Raw genomic sequence first — 16,490 nt, forward strand, 5'->3', positions numbered from 1 at the left:
GGGGACGATCTGCGCTCCTCCGGCTGGGGGAGAGACGGAGCTGCCGCCGTAGAGCCCCTATGCCGGCCCGGGATAGGCCGCGCACCCAAACGTGGCGTTCCGTCTTCAGCCGACGGGCGCGGCCTCTACCGTTCCGGCTCGGGCCTCCCGAGCGGCGGGCAAAGAAAAACCCCGCCGCTCGGGAGGAGCGGCGGGGCTTTCTATTTTGCAGTCGGCGAAGGCGCCGCCGGCATCAGTGCGGCTCGGACGCAACTTCCTGCTTGCGGGCGCGGCGGCGTTCACCAAAGCCGGCGATCCAGCGGGCGGTCACGTAGAAGGTGGGCGTGAACAGCAGGCCGAAAATGGTCACGCCGATCATGCCGGAGAACACCGCCGTGCCCAGCGCCTGCCGCAGCTCGGCGCCGGCGCCGGTGGCGATGACCAGCGGCACCACGCCGAAGATGAAGGCCAGTGAGGTCATGATAATCGGCCGCAGGCGCAGCTTGGCAGCCTCGGTCGCCGCGACGAAGCGATTTTCCCCGCGATCTTCCAATTGCTTGGCGAATTCGACGATCAGGATCGCGTTCTTCGCCGCCAGGCCGATCAGGACGATGAAGCCGACCTGACTCAGGATGTTGTTGTCCTGTCCGCGTAGCTGGATGCCCACCACGGCGGCGATCAGGCACATGGGGACGATAAGGATCACCGCCAGCGGCAGGGTCAGGCTCTCATACTGCGCCGCCAGCACGAGGAAGACGAACACCACGCCCAGCGCGAAGGCGAAGATCGCGGTATTGCCCGCCCTCACCTGCTGATAGGCCAGCGTCGTCCACTCGAAGGCGAATCCATCCGGCAGTGTCTGGGCGGCGATCTGCTGCATTTTCTGGATCGCCTGCCCCTGCGAGGTCCCCGGCATGGTGTCGCCGTCGAGTTCCGCCGCCGGATAGAGATTGTAGCGCGGCACGCGGTAGGGACCGGAGATGTCCTTCACCGTGGTGAAGGAGCCGAGCGGCACAAGCTGTCCCTCCGCATTCTTCACCCGCAGCCGCAGCAGGTCGTCCGGAGTCAGCCGGTAGGGTGCGTCGGCCTGCGCCTGCACACGGTAGGTGCGGCCGAACAGGTTGAAGTCGTTGACATAGGACGAGCCGATATAGGTCTGCAGCGTCGAGAACACGTCGGCGATGTTCACGCCGAGCAGCTGCGCCTTGGTGCGGTCGATATCGAGGAAGAGCTGCGGCGTCGAGGTCTCGAACAGCGAATAGACCTGCTTGAGCCCCGGCGTCTGGTTGGCCGCCCCCATCATGGCATAGACCGCGCCCTGCAGCGCCTCATAGCCGCGCCCGCCGCGATCCTCGATCATCATGCGGTAGCCCCCGGCATTGCCGATGCCCGCGACGGGCGGCGGCATGACGACGATCATCTGCGCTTCTTCCACCGAGGCCAGCTTGCCGAACAGCGTACCCTGGATGGCGGCGGCAGACTGGCCGGGATGCTCGGCACGCTCGGCCGCCGGGCCGAGGATGACGAACATGGCGCCGGCATTGGGCGCATTGGTGAAGGTCGCGCCGGAGAAACCGACGATGTTGACTACGTGCGCCACGCCGGGGGTCGCCAGAACCTCCTGCGCCGCCTTGGTCATCACCGCATTGGTGCGCGAGAGGGCCGCGCCCCCGGGCAGCTGTGCCGCGACGATGAGATAGCCGCGGTCCTGCGCAGGGATGAAGCCCTGCGGCGTGGTGCGGAACAGCTGGAAGCCGCCGGCGAGAATGGCGACATAGACCAGCAACACGACGACGGCGATGCGCACCAGCTTGCTGGTGAGCCAGCCATAGCCGCGCGAGACACCGTCAAAGCCCTTGTTGAAATAATGGAAGAAGCCGGTGAGGGGTCGGGCATACCAAGCCGGCTTGTGATCGGCCCCCTTGTGCGGCTTGAGAAGCAGCGCGCACATCGCGGGCGAGAGGGTGAGCGACACCAGCAGCGAGATCAGCGTCGACCCGGCGATAGTCAGCGCGAACTGCCGATAGAACTCGCCGGAAATGCCGGTGATGAAGGCCGAGGGAATGAACACCGAGGCCAGCACCAGCGAAATCGCCACCAGCGCCCCGCCCACCTCGTCCATGGTCTTGTAGGCGGCATCGCGCGGGCTGAGGCCGGTGGAGATGTTGTGCTCCACGCTCTCCACCACCACGATGGCGTCGTCCACCACGATGCCGATCGCCAGAACGAGGCCGAATAGCGAGAGGTTGTTCAGCGAAAAGCCGAACAGGCTCATGATGAAGAAGGTGCCGATCAGCGAGACGGGAATCGCCAGGATCGGGATGATCGCCGCCCGCCAGCTCTGCAGGAACAGCACCACCACGATCACCACGAGGACGATGGCCTCCATGATGGTGTGTTCCACCGCGCGGACAGATTCCGCGATGAACTGCGTCGGGTTGTAGGCGGTGGAATAGGTCACTCCGGGCGGGAAGCCCTTGGCAATCTCCTTGATCGCGGCCTCGATCGCCTCGCCGGTGGCCAACGCATTCGAGCCTGGCAGCTGGAAGATGCCGAGCGCGACCGACGGCTTGGAGTCGAAATAGGAGATCGAGGAATTGTCCTGCGCCTCGATGCCGATCCGCGCCACATCGCGCAGCCGCACCACGGCGTTGCCGGTTTCCCGCACGACGATATTGCCGAACTCTTCCGGCGTCGAAAGTCGCCCGAGGGTTCGCACCGCCACCTGGAAGCCCATCTGGTTCGGCACGGGCGGCGCGTTCAGCACGCCCGAGGCCACCTGAAGGTTCTGCGCCTGGAGGGCCGCTGTGACGTCGCCTGCCGTCAGATTCAGCGCCTGCAGCTTCAGCGGGTCGAGCCAGACCTGCATCGCATAGTCGCGCGAGCCGAACACGGTGATCGAGCCGACGCCCGGCACCCGCTGAAGCTGGTCCTTGATCTGCAGGTTGGCGTAGTTCGAGATGAACAGCGAGTCGCGGGAATCGTCCGGCGAGAACAGGCTCACCACCATCAGGATGTCCGGGGAGGACTTGGCGACCGTGACGCCAATCTGCTGCACGTCCTGCGGCAGGCGTGGCGTCGCTGTCGCGACACGGTTCTGCACCTGCACCTGCGCGATATCGAGATCGGTGCCGATATCGAACGTCACGGCGATCGAAAAGCGCCCGTCCGCCGTCGAGTTGGAGGAGATGTAGAGCATCCCCTCGACGCCGTTGATCTGCTGCTCGATCGGCGCGACCACCGTATCCGCCACGGTTTCCGCGCTGGCGCCCGGATACTGCCCGCTGACATTGACCACGGGCGGCGCGATGTCGGGATACTGCGCCACGGGCAGGGCGACGAAGGCGACGGCGCCCAGGATCATCACCACGATGGAAACCACCGAGGCGAAGATTGGGCGATCGATGAAGAAGTGAGAGAAACGCATGGGGACCGCCTCCGCGCTCAGTTCGCGGGCGGGGTGGCGGAGGCCTTGGCAGGCGTCTCGGCAGCGCCCGCGGCGGTTCCACCACCAGCGGCCGGGGTTGCCGGCGGCGTGTCCAGCTTGCCAACCACCTTCGCACCGGGGCGGATACGCATCAGCCCGTTGACCACGACGAGGTCGTCCTTGCCCAGCCCGCCGGTGATGACGCGCTGGCCGTCATAGGCGCGGCCGAGCGTGACATATTTCATCTGCGGCGCCTGCGGCTGGTCGCCCGGCTGCAGCACATAGACGAATTTACGGGTCTGTTCGGTGCCGATGGCGACATCCGGCACCAGAAGCGCCTCATGCGGGGCCGAGGACGGCACCTCGATCCGGCCGAACATGCCCGGCGTGAACGTGGCGTCGGGATTGGCGAAGGTGGCGCGACCGCGGATCGTGCCGGTGTCCTCGCTGATGCGGTTGTCGACGAAGTCGAGCGTGCCCTCGTGGGTGAAGCCCTTCTCGTCGATCAGCCCCAGCTTGACCGGAATCGACTGACCCTTGTCGCCCATCGCCTTCGACATGCGCTGGTAGCGCAGATAGGAGGCCTCGTCATAGGTGAACTCGAAATAGATCGGATCGAGCGAGACGATGGTGGCGAGCAGCGTGTTGGTATTGGTGCCGCCCGACCCGCCAGTGACGAGATTACCCACCGAGACCTTGCGGTCACCGATGCGCCCGGTGACCGGCGACTTGAGGTCGGTGAAATCGAGGTCGAGCTGGGCCGCCTGCAAGGCGGCCTGCGCCGCCGCGACGCCCGCGCGGGAGGTGCGCTCGCTCTGCAGGCGCTGGTCATAGGCCTGCTTGGAAATGGCGTTCGAGGTCTTGTCGTCGATCAGCGTCTGGGCGCGCTGCAGGTCCGACTGGGCGAAATCGAGCTCGGCCTGGGCGCGCTGCAGATTGGCCTGCGCCTGATCATGCGCCACCTGGAAAGGCCGCTTGTCGATGGTGAACAGCAGGTCGCCCTGCTTTACAATCTGGCCGTCGGTGAAGGCCACCTTCTCAAGGTAGCCCGAGACCCGCGCGTACACATTCACCAGGTCAACGGCGGCAAAGCGGCCGACATACTCGTCGTAATCGGTGATGGTGCGCGTGGTCGGGTGAGCGACCGTCACGGTCGGCGGAGGCGGCGCCCCCTGCTGTCCTTGATTCGGCTCGGAGCAGCCTGCCAGCGCCAGAGTCAGAGAGAGGGCAGCGAGGGAAAGGCGCGGCAGCGCGGTCATCATATCCGTCTCCGAGAAGGCTCTTCAGGCATTTCGGGACCCTGTCCCGAGATCGCGTTTCATGGACGCCCCCCGCCCGGAGCCCAAGACGCCGCTGCGAACTACCACAGTTATGCTGCACCGCGTAAGCAATATATCGTCAGCTCGGCACAACCGGCGGCCGCCCGCGCAACAGGCCCCTGAGGTAGCGCCGCCCGAACAGCGCCAGCACCAGGGCCACATAAACAGCGCCGCCTGCTGCAACGCACACTGCCAGCAACGCCTCGTCGCGCCCATGGCTGAAGGCGACCAGAGACGGCCCGGCGAACCGCGCGGCAGCGAAAAGAGCTGCGGCGATGGCGGCGCCGATCAGCGCGAGGCGCGGCAGGCTGCGCCACAACTGCGCGTCGCCGCATTCATAACCGCGATGGTAGGCAAGATAGGCCAGCACCAGCACGGTGATCCAGCCGCCTATTGAGGTTGCGAAGGCGAGGCCGACCTGCGCGAGAGTGTCCATCAGCAGGATTTTCAGGCCGATATTGATCACGGCGGCCCCCAGCGTCGCCAGCACGGGCGTGCGCGTATCCCCCCGCGCATAGAACGGGGCCATGAAGGCGCGCACCACCACGAAGGGCGCGAGGCCGATGCCATAGGCCGCCAGCGTCGCCCCGGCCGACGCCGCGGCCTCGGCGGTGAACGCGCCGCGCATGAACAGGCCGCGCATGATGATCTCGGGGATCGTCAAGGCGGCCGCCAGGAAGGGCAGTACCAGCAGCAGCGTCAGCTCGATCGCCCGCGACTGGGAAAAGCGCGCTCCATCGAGGTCATTGGCGGCGATACGCCGCGACATCTCCGGCAGCAGCACAATGCCCGCCGCAATGCCCACGACGCCGATCGGCAGCTGGTTGATCCGGTCGGCATAGAACAGCGCCGCTACCGCGCCTTCCGGCAGGAACGAGGCAATGATGGTATCGGCGAAGATCGCCAGCTGGACGCCGGCCGAACCGATGATCGCCGGGCCCAGCGCGATCAGGAAGGCGCGCATTTCCGGGTCGAGCCTTGGCCGGCCGAAGCGCAGACCCAGCCCATGTCGCTCGGCGTCGAAAACGAGGAGCCCGAGCTGCAGGAAGCCGGAGATCAGCACCCCCCACGCCGCCGCATGGCCGGCCGTGGGAAACAGACCGGCCACGCTGAGCGTGGCGACCATGGCGACGTTGAGCAGGATCGAGGCGGCGGCCGCCGCCCAGAAGCGGTCATTGGCGTTGAGCACGCCACCGACCAGCGTCACCACCGCGATCAGCCCGAGATAGGGGAAGGTGATGCGGGTGAAATCCACCGTCAGGGCGAAGCGCTGGGGGTCGCCCGAAAGCCCCGGCGCCAACGTCGCCACCACCCAGTCGGTCGCCAGCAGCGCGACCGCAAGGATCGCCAGCTGCACGAGCACCACGCCGGTGAGGATGCCGTCGGCAAAGGTCCGGGCCTTCGCCTCGCCCTCCACCGTCTTCACGCGCGCATAGGCGGGGATGAAGGCGGTGTTGAACGCCCCCTCGGCGAAGATGGAGCGGAAATGATTGGGCAAGCGGAAGGCGATGTAGAACGCATCTGCCAGCGGTCCGGCACCGATGACGGCGGCCATGACGATATCGCGGACAAAACCCGTCAGCCGCGAGAGAAGCGTCCAGCCGCCGACGGTGAAGATGCTGCGAATCATGGAATGCCGACGGAGGAGTTATGGCTGCCGGAAGCGGGTGCGGGCGGAAAGCTAGCCTCCCCGCCCTCGCCTCGCCAGTCCCGCCGAACGTTAGGCGCCGAGCGCGCGGCGCACCGCCGCGATGACGCGGTCCTGGGCAGCCTCGTCGAGATAGGGATGCATGGGCAGGCTGATCACCTCGCCCGCCAGCCGCTCACAGACCGGCAGGCCGTTCCCTGCAATGGGGAATTGCGCATAGGCCGGCTGGCGGTGCATCGGCAGGCGATAATAGACGGCGGTCGGCACGCCATCCTTCTGCAGCGCCGCCGCCAACCCGTCACGCACGCCGTGCGGCAGCCGGATCGTGTACTGGGCCCAGACCGATGTGGCGCGCGGGTCGACGGCCGGCACCGCACAGACATCGCCCAGCGCCGCGCTGTAGCGCTCGGCCACGCGCTGGCGGGCAGCGATCTCGTCCTCGAAGATCGCCAGCTTCTCCAGCAGCACCGCCGCCTGGATGGTATCGAGCCGGCCGGTCATGCCAAGGCGGACATTCTCGTACTTGTCGACGCCCTGGCCGTGCTCGCGCACGCTCTTCAGCACCGGCACCAGCTCATCGTCATCGGTCAGCACCGCACCGCCATCGCCATAGCAGCCGAGCGGCTTGGCGGGGAAGAAGCTGGTTGCGGTGGCATCGCCGAAGGAGCCGGTGCGCCGGCCGTTCCAGGTGGCGCCAAAGCCCTGCGCGGTGTCGCACAGCACCTTGAGGCCATGCGCCGTGGCGATGGCCTCGATGGCGTCCATGTCGGCGGGCTGGCCGAACAGATCGACCGGCACCACAACCTTCGGCGTCAGGCCCTCGCGCTTGGCCACCGTGATGGCCGCTTCCAGGCTCGCCGGGTCCATGTTGAAGGTGTCTTCGAGAATGTCGACGAAGACCGGGGTTGCGCCCACCCACGGCACCACCTCGGCGGTGGCGCAGAAGGTGAAGGCGGGGCAGAACACAGCATCGCCCGCTTTCACGCCCCAGGCCATGAGGATCATGGCCAGCGCGTCCGTGCCACTGGAGCAGGCGATGGCGTGCTTCGCGCCGGCGAAGGCGGCGAGCTTCTGCTCCAACTCCGTCACCTCCGGCCCGTTGATGAACCGGCAATGGGTGAGAACCCTCGCCACCGCATCATCGATCCGGCTGCCCAGCCGTGCCCGCTGGGCGGCGATATCGACGAACGGAATAGGCGCCAGTTCGGTCTTCACATGCGAATTCATCGGTCTTCCTCTCAGGCCACGCTGGCGCGCAAGGGCGTCGGCTCAGCAGGCGTCGGCTCAGCGGGCAGCGGCTCTGTCGGTGTCGGCTCCAGCGCTTCGAGGCAGCGCATTGCCGTGGCGATGGCGGCCACGCCGTCCTCGCCCGTCACGGCCGGGGCCGAGCCGCCGCGCACGGCATCCAGGAACCGCAGCAACTCAAGTCGAAGCGGCTCGGCATAGGCCACCGGAAGGTGGCGCATCGAATAGCTGCCATCGGGCTTGTAGTCGAAATACTCGGTCACCTGCCGCGTGAGCAGGTCGCCGATTACATATTTCTTGCGGGTGGCGACATGCACGGTGCGCGCCTTGAACGGCGTCAGCCAGTTGGTATTGATATGCGCCAGCACGCCATTGGCGGTGCGGAACTGCAGCAGCGCGATATCCTCTCGCGCCGCCACCGCTGCCTTTACCTGCGGCTGCACATCGACGATGTGCGAGCCGGTGAAATGGCAGATGAGGTCGATGTCGTGCACCGCGAGATCGATCACCACGCCGACATTCGACATGCGCGGCGGAAACGGTCCGACGCGGGTGATGGCGATGGAGAGGATCTCTTCGTCGCGAATGGCGTTCTTCACCGCCTCGACCGCCGGATTGAACCGCTCGACATGGCCAACGACCAGCGCCACGCCCTTGGCCTTGGCGGCGGCGACGATCGCCTCCGCCTCGGCAACGCTGGGCGCGATCGGCTTCTCGACCAGGACATGCATGCCGGCATGAATGGCCGCGAGCGCAACATCGTGGTGCAGATGGGTGGGAGCAGCGATGACCAGCGCGTCTGCCCCCTGCGCCACCAGCTCGTCAAGGCTGGCAAAGGCCCGGCAGCCAAGGAGGGCCGCCACCTTCTCGCGCTGGCCGGCATCGGGGTCGGCAATGCCGACCAGTTCGGCGCCCGGTAGGTCGGTGAGCACGCGGGCGTGGTTGTAACCCATGATGCCGACGCCGACGACGCCGACGCGAACGGGCATTGCTGCCCCGCCCGGGTCCTGAACCATGCGCGCATATCCTTTCAACTGAATTCGTCGTCGGGGGTCTAACACGCGCCCCCAAGCGTGGCGAGAGAGGCGGAATCGCAAAGCCGCGCCAACTGCTTCACTAATTGCTTCAACCTGTTACCGACGGCGCTCACTCGGCGGCGGTTGCCTCGTCGGCCTCGGAGGCCCCGCCCGTTCCTTCCGCAGCGGCAGCGGCGCCCGCCGTGCCGCCAGCGTCAATGAAGCTCTTGTAGACGAAGACGCGCTTGCCCTCGACGATGATCTCGCACCATTGCTGGCAGGTCACGAGTTCCACCTTCTGGCCCGCCGGCAGATTGCCGATGGCAGCCGCACCCCGTTTCGGCGCGGCCCGCATGGTGACGGGACGGCGCGTCACAGCCGTGCCGATCGGCTCGCCACCAAACCCTGCGGGTGTATCGCCTTCCTCGGCGGCCTCAGCCGGGGCGGCGGGCTGGGCTTCCGCAGCCGGAGCCGCAAGGGCCGCCACCTGACGTTCGCGCGCGCGCGAAGGCGGCAGGGGAATCTCCTTCGGCAGCGCCACCGTCGCGGGAGCCGCGGTCAACTCGATCGAGGCGACGGCGGGCTCGGCCTCCACCGCCTCCGGAACGACCGGGGCCGATAGAGGCCCGACGTCTGCGTCCGGCGCTGCAAAGGCCGTCACGGGCAGAGTGTCGCCGGCCGCGTCGAGAGGCGCCGCCGTGTTGCGCAGAACGGGCGGGATGCTGTTGCCCGGCAGGGCGTTGACGAGGGCGGAGGAGGCCGCTGGCGTCGGCGCGGCGGGCGCCACCTCGACCAGCGCAACGGCGGCGGCCGGGCCAGCACCCGATTCAGGCTGAACAGCCGAGGGCGCGACGCTGGCCACGGCGGCGTTGCCGATCACCTCGGGGGCCACCTTCGCCTCCTCGCGGGCGGCCAGCGATTGCAGCAGGACGGCGCCGCCGCCGACCACCGCCATGAAGATGGCAAGCACGCCCAGCCGCTGCCAGGTAATGACATCTTTGGAAGCGTTGCGTTTGCGCCGCGTCTCGGCTTCTCCCGGCTGGCGCGCCGAGCTGCCGAAGCTGCGCCGGCGGGCCGCCTGGGCCGAATCGGCACTGGAGGCGCTCCCGATTTCCGGCCGCGCCGCCGCCGGGCGGGCGGAAAGCACATCGCCCATATCTCCGAGAGCCGCGAGGCGGCTGCGCACATCGCCCATCGAGCGCGATTCACTGCCCTTGCTCGGACGCTCGGCGGGCGGCGCCTCGGCGCCGCCACCATGACGGTCGGCTTTTTCCTGCTCGAGGGAGCTGACGATGGTCCGGAAATCGGAAATCAGAGAGGAGGAGAGCCCGGTTCCGCGCGGTTGCTGCGATGACGTTGGCATGGCGCGGAGACTCTACGCTACGGGGGAAAGGCGGGGAAGCACGGAAGAAACCGTAGGGGCGGAAGCGTCGGCACGGTGCGCGCGCCGGCAGTGCCCGGAGGCACGGACGGCCAGTTCAGGGGTGCGGCGCTGACCACTTCGCATGCGTTCTTCCAGTCCATTCGGGCCGGCGCCCGAAGGCCCGCGACCGAGTTCCGTAAACCGCCTTCGTATGCGACGGGTGACAACTTACCGGCACTTTGCCCTTTGATGCAAGAATGTCACATGCCGGAAATTTCCTTATGAACAAAGATTGCGGCAACTCTTGGCCCCACCTGTTAAGCGCCCATCAAATTAACCCAATGGATGCAATAAGTTGTGGGAATCCAGCTTGCGCCCCTACACCAGCACCGCCCGCGCCGGCGCGGTCAGCTCACCAAATATTCGCTGGTAGCGGGCCAACTCCTCGGACGGCCCCATAGCCTTGGTGGGGTTGTCGGAGAGCTTCACGGTTGCGCGTCCATCGGCCGAGATCACCTTGCAGACGATGGAAATCGGATCGAGTCGCCCCTCGGGGGCAAAGCCGCGAAAATCATTGGTCAGCAGCGTGCCCCAGCCGAAGCCCATCCGCAGGCGGCCCTGGAAGTGGCGGTAGATGCGTTCGATGTCGCCAATATCGAGGGCGTCCGAAAAGATGGCCAGCTTCTGGGTCGGGTCCTGCCCCCGTGCCCGCCACCAGCGCAGCGCCTCCTCGCCGCCCTCGATCGGGTCCTTGCTGTCGATACGGATGCCGGTCCAGCCCGCCACCCAGTCCGGCGCCTGCTCCAGGAAATGGCTGGTGCCGAACGTGTCGGGCAGGATCACCAGCAAATTGCCTTCATAATCCTGCTGCCAGTCGGCGAGCACCCTGTAGGGAGCCTGCGCGAGTTCCGCGTCGGTTTCGGCCAGGGCAGCGTAGACCATGGGCAGTTCATGGGCGTTGGTGCCGGTGGCCTCCACTTCGCGCCGCAGCGCGATCAGGCAGTTCGAGGTGCCGAGGAAGCGCTCGCCCAAGCCCTCCATCATCGCCTGCACGCACCAGTCCTGCCAGAGGAAGCCGTGCCGCCGGCGGGTGCCGAAATCGGCGACGCCCGCGCCGCCCAGCGCCTTCAGCCGCTCGACCTTCTCCCAGACGCGCGTCATCGCCCGCGCATAGAGCACCTGCAGCTCGAAGCGGCCCATGCTGCGCAACACCGCGCGCGAGCGCAGCTCGTTGATGATGGCGAGCGCCGGGATCTCCCACATCGTGGTCTCGATCCACGGCCCCTCGAAGGTCAGCTCATACTGCCCGTCGCGTTTTTCGAGGTGATAGGCGGGAAAGCGGAACGTCTCCAGCCAGGCGATGAAATCCGGCGAGAACATCTGGCGCTTGCCGTAGAACATGTTGCCGCGCAGCCAGGTCGATTCCCCGCGCGTCAGCGACAATGTCCGCACATGGTCGAGCTGCTCGCGCAGTTCGCCCTCGTCGACGAAGTCGGCGATTCGCACGCTCTTCGTCCGGTTGATGATGCCGAAGGTGACGCGCGTGTGGAAATGCCGACGATAGATCGTCTGCGCCATCAGCAGCTTGTAGAAATCCGTGTCGAGCACGGAGCGGACGATCGGGTCGATCTTCCACGTGTGATTGTAGACGCGAGTCGCGATGTCGATCATGCGGTAGGCCCCGTTTGCCCGGCCTCCCCTTCTAGAGCATGCCGGCCGAAAATGCAGGGCACGCCAGTGACGGCAGCGCCGGCCGGCTCGGGCGTTCAGCGCCATCGTGCGTTCCGGCACTTGGAACGGCCAATCCGATGCTTAAGTGCACTCCAACGCCCGTACTCGCTTACGGGCCCTTCTTCGACAGGAGCGCATCTTGGCTGCCACGAAATCCCTTTTCGACACGTATCGCCTCGGCGACATCATCCTCGCCAACCGTATCGTCATGGCCCCGCTGACGCGCAATCGCGCCGGCGCCGACCTCGTCCCCTCGCCGCTCGCGGTTGAGTATTATCGCCAGCGCGCCACCGCCGGGCTCATCATCACCGAGGCGACGCAGATCTCCGCGACCGCCCAGGGCTACCAGGACACGCCCGGCCTCTTCACGCAGGCGCAGATCGAAGGTTGGAGGAAGATCACCGACGCCGTGCATGGCGCCGGTGGCCACATCTTCGTGCAGCTCTGGCATGTCGGGCGCGTCTCGCTCCGCTCGCTGCAGCCGGACGGCGCCGCCCCTCTCGCCCCTTCCGCTCTTCGCGCCAACACCAAGACCTATGCGAACAATAGCTTTGCCGAGGTCGACGAGCCGCGCGCGCTGACGCTGGACGAGATCCCCGGCATCGTCGACGATTTCCGCCAGGCCTCGGCCAACGCCATTCTCGCCGGCTTCGACGGTGTCGAAATCCACGGTGCCAACGGCTATCTGATCGACCAGTTCCTGCGCGACGGCGCCAACAAGCGCACCGACGCCTATGGCGGCTCGATCGAAAACCGTACCCGGTTCCTGAAGGAGGTCCTGCAAGCCGTGATCGGTGAGATCGGCGCCGCGCGGACCGGCTTGCGGCTTTCCCCCGTCACGCCGGCCAATGATGTCACCGACAGTGATCCGCAGGCGCTGTTCAGCCATGTGATGGACGTCGTCGAGAGCCTGCACCCGGTCTATGTCCATATGATCGAGGGTGCCACGGGCGGCCCGCGCGACATTGTGCCGGACTTCGATTTCGAGGCCCTGCGCGCCCGCTACAGCGGCGCCTGGATGGTGAACAACGGCTACGACAAGGCGATGGCGGAAGAGGTGGTCGCGGCCGGCAAGGCCGACCTCGTCGCCTTCGGCAAGGCCTTCATCTCGTCGCCCGACGCCGTGGAACGCCTGCGCCGTGGCGTCGCCTTCAATGAGCTGGACCGCGACCACCTCTATGGCGGCGGCGCCAAGGGATACACGGACTATCCGACGCTGGAGAACGCCGGCGCCTGAGCGTTCCTCGCTCAAAACGACAAAGGCCCGCCTTCTGGCGGGCCTTTTTTATGGGAAAGCGCTGCGGCTATGCCGCCGCGAGCGGCTCTTCCGGCCGCACGCAGCGCACAGACACGTCGACAGCCATGCCGAGATAATCGCCGGTCAGGCCCGTGAACCCACCCGCCACCGGCACCGCCTGGCTGGGATCGCGGGTCACGGCGACGCGGATGAGGTTGTCGGCAGCAATCGTGCCGTTGGTGGGATCGAACTCGACCCAGCCGGCACCCGGCAAGTAGATATCCGCCCACGCATGGGTGGCACCGGCGCCGACAAGGGCGGAATCGCCGCCGTCGAGCGCCGGATCATAGAGATAGCCGGTGACGAAGCGCGCCCCGAAGCCGAGGGCCCGCGCCGTTTCGATGAGCAGCAGCGCGAAGTCACGGCAGGAGCCGGTGCCCAGCCGCAGCGTCTCCAGCGGCGGCTGGGTGCCTTCTTCGAAGCGCAGATTATAGCTGAAACCCTTGTGGATGCTGTTGTTGATATCCGTCAGCAGCGCCATGGTGTCGGTCGGCCGCGCGGCGATGAACCCCTTCGCCCAGGCTTCCAGTTCGCCGTGCGGGTCAGGATGATGTGGGTCCAGCATGCGGCCGAGGTCGATGCGGTCGTCCGGAGAATAGACGAAGGGGTAGGAGGTCGCGCCCTCCTCGATCTCGAAGTCGAGCCCGCCCAACCCATAGCGCTCCAGCGTGAGGACGCTCTCGATCTTCAATTCATCCGATGGTTCGAGAAAGTCGACCACCGCGACGGAATTGCCGAACACGTCGTGCATCCAGCGAATGTTTCCGTGCGGAAACAGCGAGATGTTCGCCCCCACCAACCTCAGGTCGTGGCTGTCGCGCGGGCGCAGCATCAGCCGATGCGGCTGGAAGGTGACGGGGTTGGCGTACGTGTACTGGGTGACGTGTCGGACGGTCAGGGTCTGCATGTTGAGTTCCGAAAAGGTCCGCCCGCGGGCCAAGGCAGGCGGGAGATGTCAGCGAGAGCAGAGGCGGCCGACGGCAAAGCCGATCAGGCCCATTGCAACCAGAGCGCGAAATGAGTAGCGCTGTGTCGGCTCCTGCCCTGCCGCAGCCTGGGCGACGCTGTCGGAAGCGCGCGACCCTGCGCGCGCACCCTGCGCCGAGGCGCCCGACGCATATGATCCGCCGACGATGCCGGACGGCTGGCCACCCGGCCCGCCCGATGCGCCCGGGCTCGAGGAACCGCCTTCGCTGAACGGACCTCGGCTGGAGGAGCCGTAGTCATTATTGGGATTAGCCATCGCGTGCTCTCGCCTGTTCGCCTGTTTGAAGGCCTAACGCGCAAGCCGCACTTTCGTTCGAGGGGACGCGGCGCCTCGCTCCCGCTCAGATACGCCCATTGAGAAAGGCGAGCATTTCCACCGGACCGTTGGCGTTGAACAGCTTCACCTGCCGCCCTCCGCACATGTCGCAGCGCAGGCGCGGGGGCGCCGCCCCCTCGGCCGGGGGCGCCAGAGAGGCCGCATCGACGCGTCCGAGCACGGAACGCCGCCCGCAACGCTGGCAGTGGGCACAGAGCATGGAAGATTGGTCGATCATGTCGCCCTCCCGAGCGGAACGGTCGGGATCGCCGGGACCCCGTCCGCCGTGCAGCCCCCTGCCCGGCCGCGCCCTCGGGCGCTTGGGTGGAGGCTATCCTGGCCGGATAACCCGCTGGTCCCGCGCCGCTTTAACAAGCGACGCGCCACCGGACACGGATGAAGACAGGGGATGGACGAAGATGACTTCGTCTTGGTTCCGCCAAAACTCCGAAGGATCGGAGTTTGGTGGGCGCACTAGGGCTCGAACCTAGGACCCGCTGATTAAGAGTCAGCTGCTCTACCAACTGAGCTATGCGCCCCCGCCGCAGACCGTGGCCTTGCGGACGGGCGGTCATGTAGCAGAGCCCCCCGGGTGTGTCCATAGGGACAGCCCGGCTTCCCGATCTTTCCACAGGCCAGCCCGAGAGGAGACCTGCCCGCTACTCCTGGAACGCCTCCTCGCGCTTCTTGCGCACGGAGGGCAGCAGCACGACGACCAACGCGAGAATTGCCAGCCCCAGCATGGTGGCGGAGATCGGCCGGGTGAAGAACACCGTGGGATCGCCGCGCGAGATCAGCATGGCGCGGCGCAGATATTCCTCCAGCATCGGACCGATGATGAAGCCGAGCAGTAGCGGCGCCGGCTCGCAGTCCAGCTTAACCAATACGTAGCCGACCACCCCGAACAGGGCCATGGTGAACACGTCGATGGCATTGTTGTTCACGCTGTAGACGCCGATGCAGCAAAAGCCGACGATGAGCGGAAACAGGATGTGGTACGGCACGGTGAGCAGCCGGACCCAGATGCCGATCAGCGGCAGGTTCAGCACCACCAGCATCAGATTGCCGATCCACATCGAGGCGATGATGCCCCAGAACAGGCTCGGCTGCTCGTTCACCACATTAGGGCCCGGCACGATGCCCTGGATGATGAGCGCGCCGATCATCAGCGCCATGACAGGGTTGGACGGAATGCCGAGCGTGAGCATGGGGATGAAGGAGGTCTGCGCGCCGGCATTGTTGGCCGCCTCGGGCCCGGCAACTCCCTCAATGGCGCCCTTGCCGAATTTTTCAGGGTGGCGGGAAATCTTCTTCTCGATCGAATAGGCGGCGAAGGAAGACAGGATCGCCCCGCCGCCCGGCAGGATGCCTAGGAACGAACCTAGAAAGGTGCCGCGCAGGATCGGGCCGATGATGCGCTTGATATCCTCCTTCGAGAGCAGCAGGCCTTTCACCTTCTGCACCATCACGGTTCGGGTGTGCTCATCCTCCAGGTTGCGCACGATCTCGCCGATGCCGAACACGCCCATGGCGAGCGCCACGAACTCGATGCCATCCGCCAGTTCCAGCATGTCGAAGGTGAAGCGCGGGGTGCCGGTGTAGACATCCTGCCCGGACAGGCCGAGCAAAATGCCCAGAACCACCATCGCCAGCGCCTTTACCACCGAGCCCGAGGCCAGGGCGACCGAGGCGACAAGTCCTAGAACCATCAGCGCAAAATACTCCGGCGGCCCGAACTTCAGCGCGAGGTCGGCGAGCGGCGGGGCGAAGACGGCGAGCAGGAAAGTGGCGACCGATCCGGCGAAGAAGGAGCCGATGGCGGCGGTGGCGAGCGCGGCGCCGGCGCGGCCCTGACGCGCCATCTGGTAGCCGTCAATGGCGGTGACGACCGAGGAGCTCTCGCCCGGCAGGTTGATCAGGATCGCCGTGGTCGAGCCGCCATATTGCGCGCCGTAATAGATGCCCGACAGCATGATCAGCGCCGAAACCGGCGGCAGGCCGAAGGTAATCGGCAGCAGCATGGCGATGGTCGGCACCGGCCCGAGGCCCGGCAGAACGCCGATCAGGGTGCCCAGAAGCACGCCGATGAAGCAGTAGAAAATGTTCTGGAAGGTGACCGCGACGGAGAAGCCGAGAGCGAGATTGTCGAAGATTTCCATGGA

Annotated in this window: 11 protein-coding genes and 1 tRNA gene; 1 reads left to right on the forward strand and 11 read right to left on the reverse strand. The window is 66.5% G+C overall.

The window, feature by feature from the left end:
- Positions 1-232: 232 nt before the first annotated feature.
- The 7 genes from J2S76_RS18535 to pncB all read right to left on the reverse strand — a co-directional run bounded on the left by J2S76_RS18535 (position 233) and on the right by pncB (position 11,668).
- Complete coding sequence (locus J2S76_RS18535; RefSeq protein WP_307062839.1) at positions 233-3,406, reverse strand: efflux RND transporter permease subunit; 3,174 nt, start codon at positions 3,404-3,406, stop codon at positions 233-235.
- Positions 3,407-3,423: 17 nt separating this feature from the next.
- Positions 3,424-4,668, reverse strand: coding sequence for an efflux RND transporter periplasmic adaptor subunit (locus J2S76_RS18540; RefSeq protein WP_307062841.1), 1,245 nt, complete (start codon positions 4,666-4,668; stop codon positions 3,424-3,426).
- Positions 4,669-4,804: 136 nt separating this feature from the next.
- On the reverse strand, positions 4,805-6,355 hold the full coding sequence (gene murJ, locus J2S76_RS18545; protein ID WP_307062843.1) for a murein biosynthesis integral membrane protein MurJ: 1,551 nt from the start codon (positions 6,353-6,355) through the stop codon (positions 4,805-4,807).
- Between the two features lie 90 nt (positions 6,356-6,445).
- Complete coding sequence (locus J2S76_RS18550; protein WP_307062845.1) at positions 6,446-7,600, reverse strand: DegT/DnrJ/EryC1/StrS family aminotransferase; 1,155 nt, start codon at positions 7,598-7,600, stop codon at positions 6,446-6,448.
- An 11-nt stretch (positions 7,601-7,611) separates the two neighbouring features.
- Positions 7,612-8,634, reverse strand: coding sequence for a Gfo/Idh/MocA family protein (locus J2S76_RS18555; RefSeq protein WP_307062847.1), 1,023 nt, complete (start codon positions 8,632-8,634; stop codon positions 7,612-7,614).
- A gap of 130 nt (positions 8,635-8,764) precedes the next feature.
- Positions 8,765-9,997 carry an SH3 domain-containing protein gene (locus J2S76_RS18560; RefSeq protein ID WP_307062848.1) on the reverse strand — a complete coding sequence of 411 codons (1,233 nt, stop codon included), beginning with the start codon at positions 9,995-9,997 and terminating at the stop codon, positions 8,765-8,767.
- Between the two features lie 378 nt (positions 9,998-10,375).
- On the reverse strand, positions 10,376-11,668 hold the full coding sequence (gene pncB, locus J2S76_RS18565; protein ID WP_307062850.1) for a nicotinate phosphoribosyltransferase: 1,293 nt from the start codon (positions 11,666-11,668) through the stop codon (positions 10,376-10,378).
- A gap of 199 nt (positions 11,669-11,867) precedes the next feature.
- Between pncB and J2S76_RS18570 the strand changes: the two genes are divergently transcribed.
- Positions 11,868-12,965 (forward strand): alkene reductase, encoded by a 1,098-nt coding sequence (locus J2S76_RS18570; RefSeq protein ID WP_307062852.1) that lies wholly within the window; start codon positions 11,868-11,870, stop codon positions 12,963-12,965.
- Between the two features lie 67 nt (positions 12,966-13,032).
- Here J2S76_RS18570 and J2S76_RS18575 read toward each other — a convergent pair whose 3' ends face one another.
- The 4 genes from J2S76_RS18575 to J2S76_RS18590 form a co-directional block, all read right to left on the reverse strand.
- Positions 13,033-13,932 carry a transglutaminase family protein gene (locus tag J2S76_RS18575; RefSeq protein WP_307062854.1) on the reverse strand — a complete coding sequence of 300 codons (900 nt, stop codon included), beginning with the start codon at positions 13,930-13,932 and terminating at the stop codon, positions 13,033-13,035.
- Positions 13,933-14,353: 421 nt separating this feature from the next.
- Complete coding sequence (locus J2S76_RS18580; RefSeq protein WP_307062856.1) at positions 14,354-14,566, reverse strand: hypothetical protein; 213 nt, start codon at positions 14,564-14,566, stop codon at positions 14,354-14,356.
- Positions 14,567-14,791: 225 nt separating this feature from the next.
- Positions 14,792-14,867 (reverse strand) — tRNA-Lys (locus tag J2S76_RS18585).
- Positions 14,868-14,987: 120 nt separating this feature from the next.
- Positions 14,988-16,487: a tripartite tricarboxylate transporter permease gene (locus J2S76_RS18590; RefSeq protein WP_307062858.1), complete on the reverse strand. Its 1,500-nt coding sequence runs from the start codon at positions 16,485-16,487 to the stop codon at positions 14,988-14,990.
- Between the last annotated feature and the right edge of the window lie 3 nt (positions 16,488-16,490).

Source organism: Ancylobacter vacuolatus (genome assembly GCF_030813595.1).
Lineage (GTDB): Bacteria > Pseudomonadota > Alphaproteobacteria > Rhizobiales > Xanthobacteraceae > Ancylobacter > Ancylobacter vacuolatus.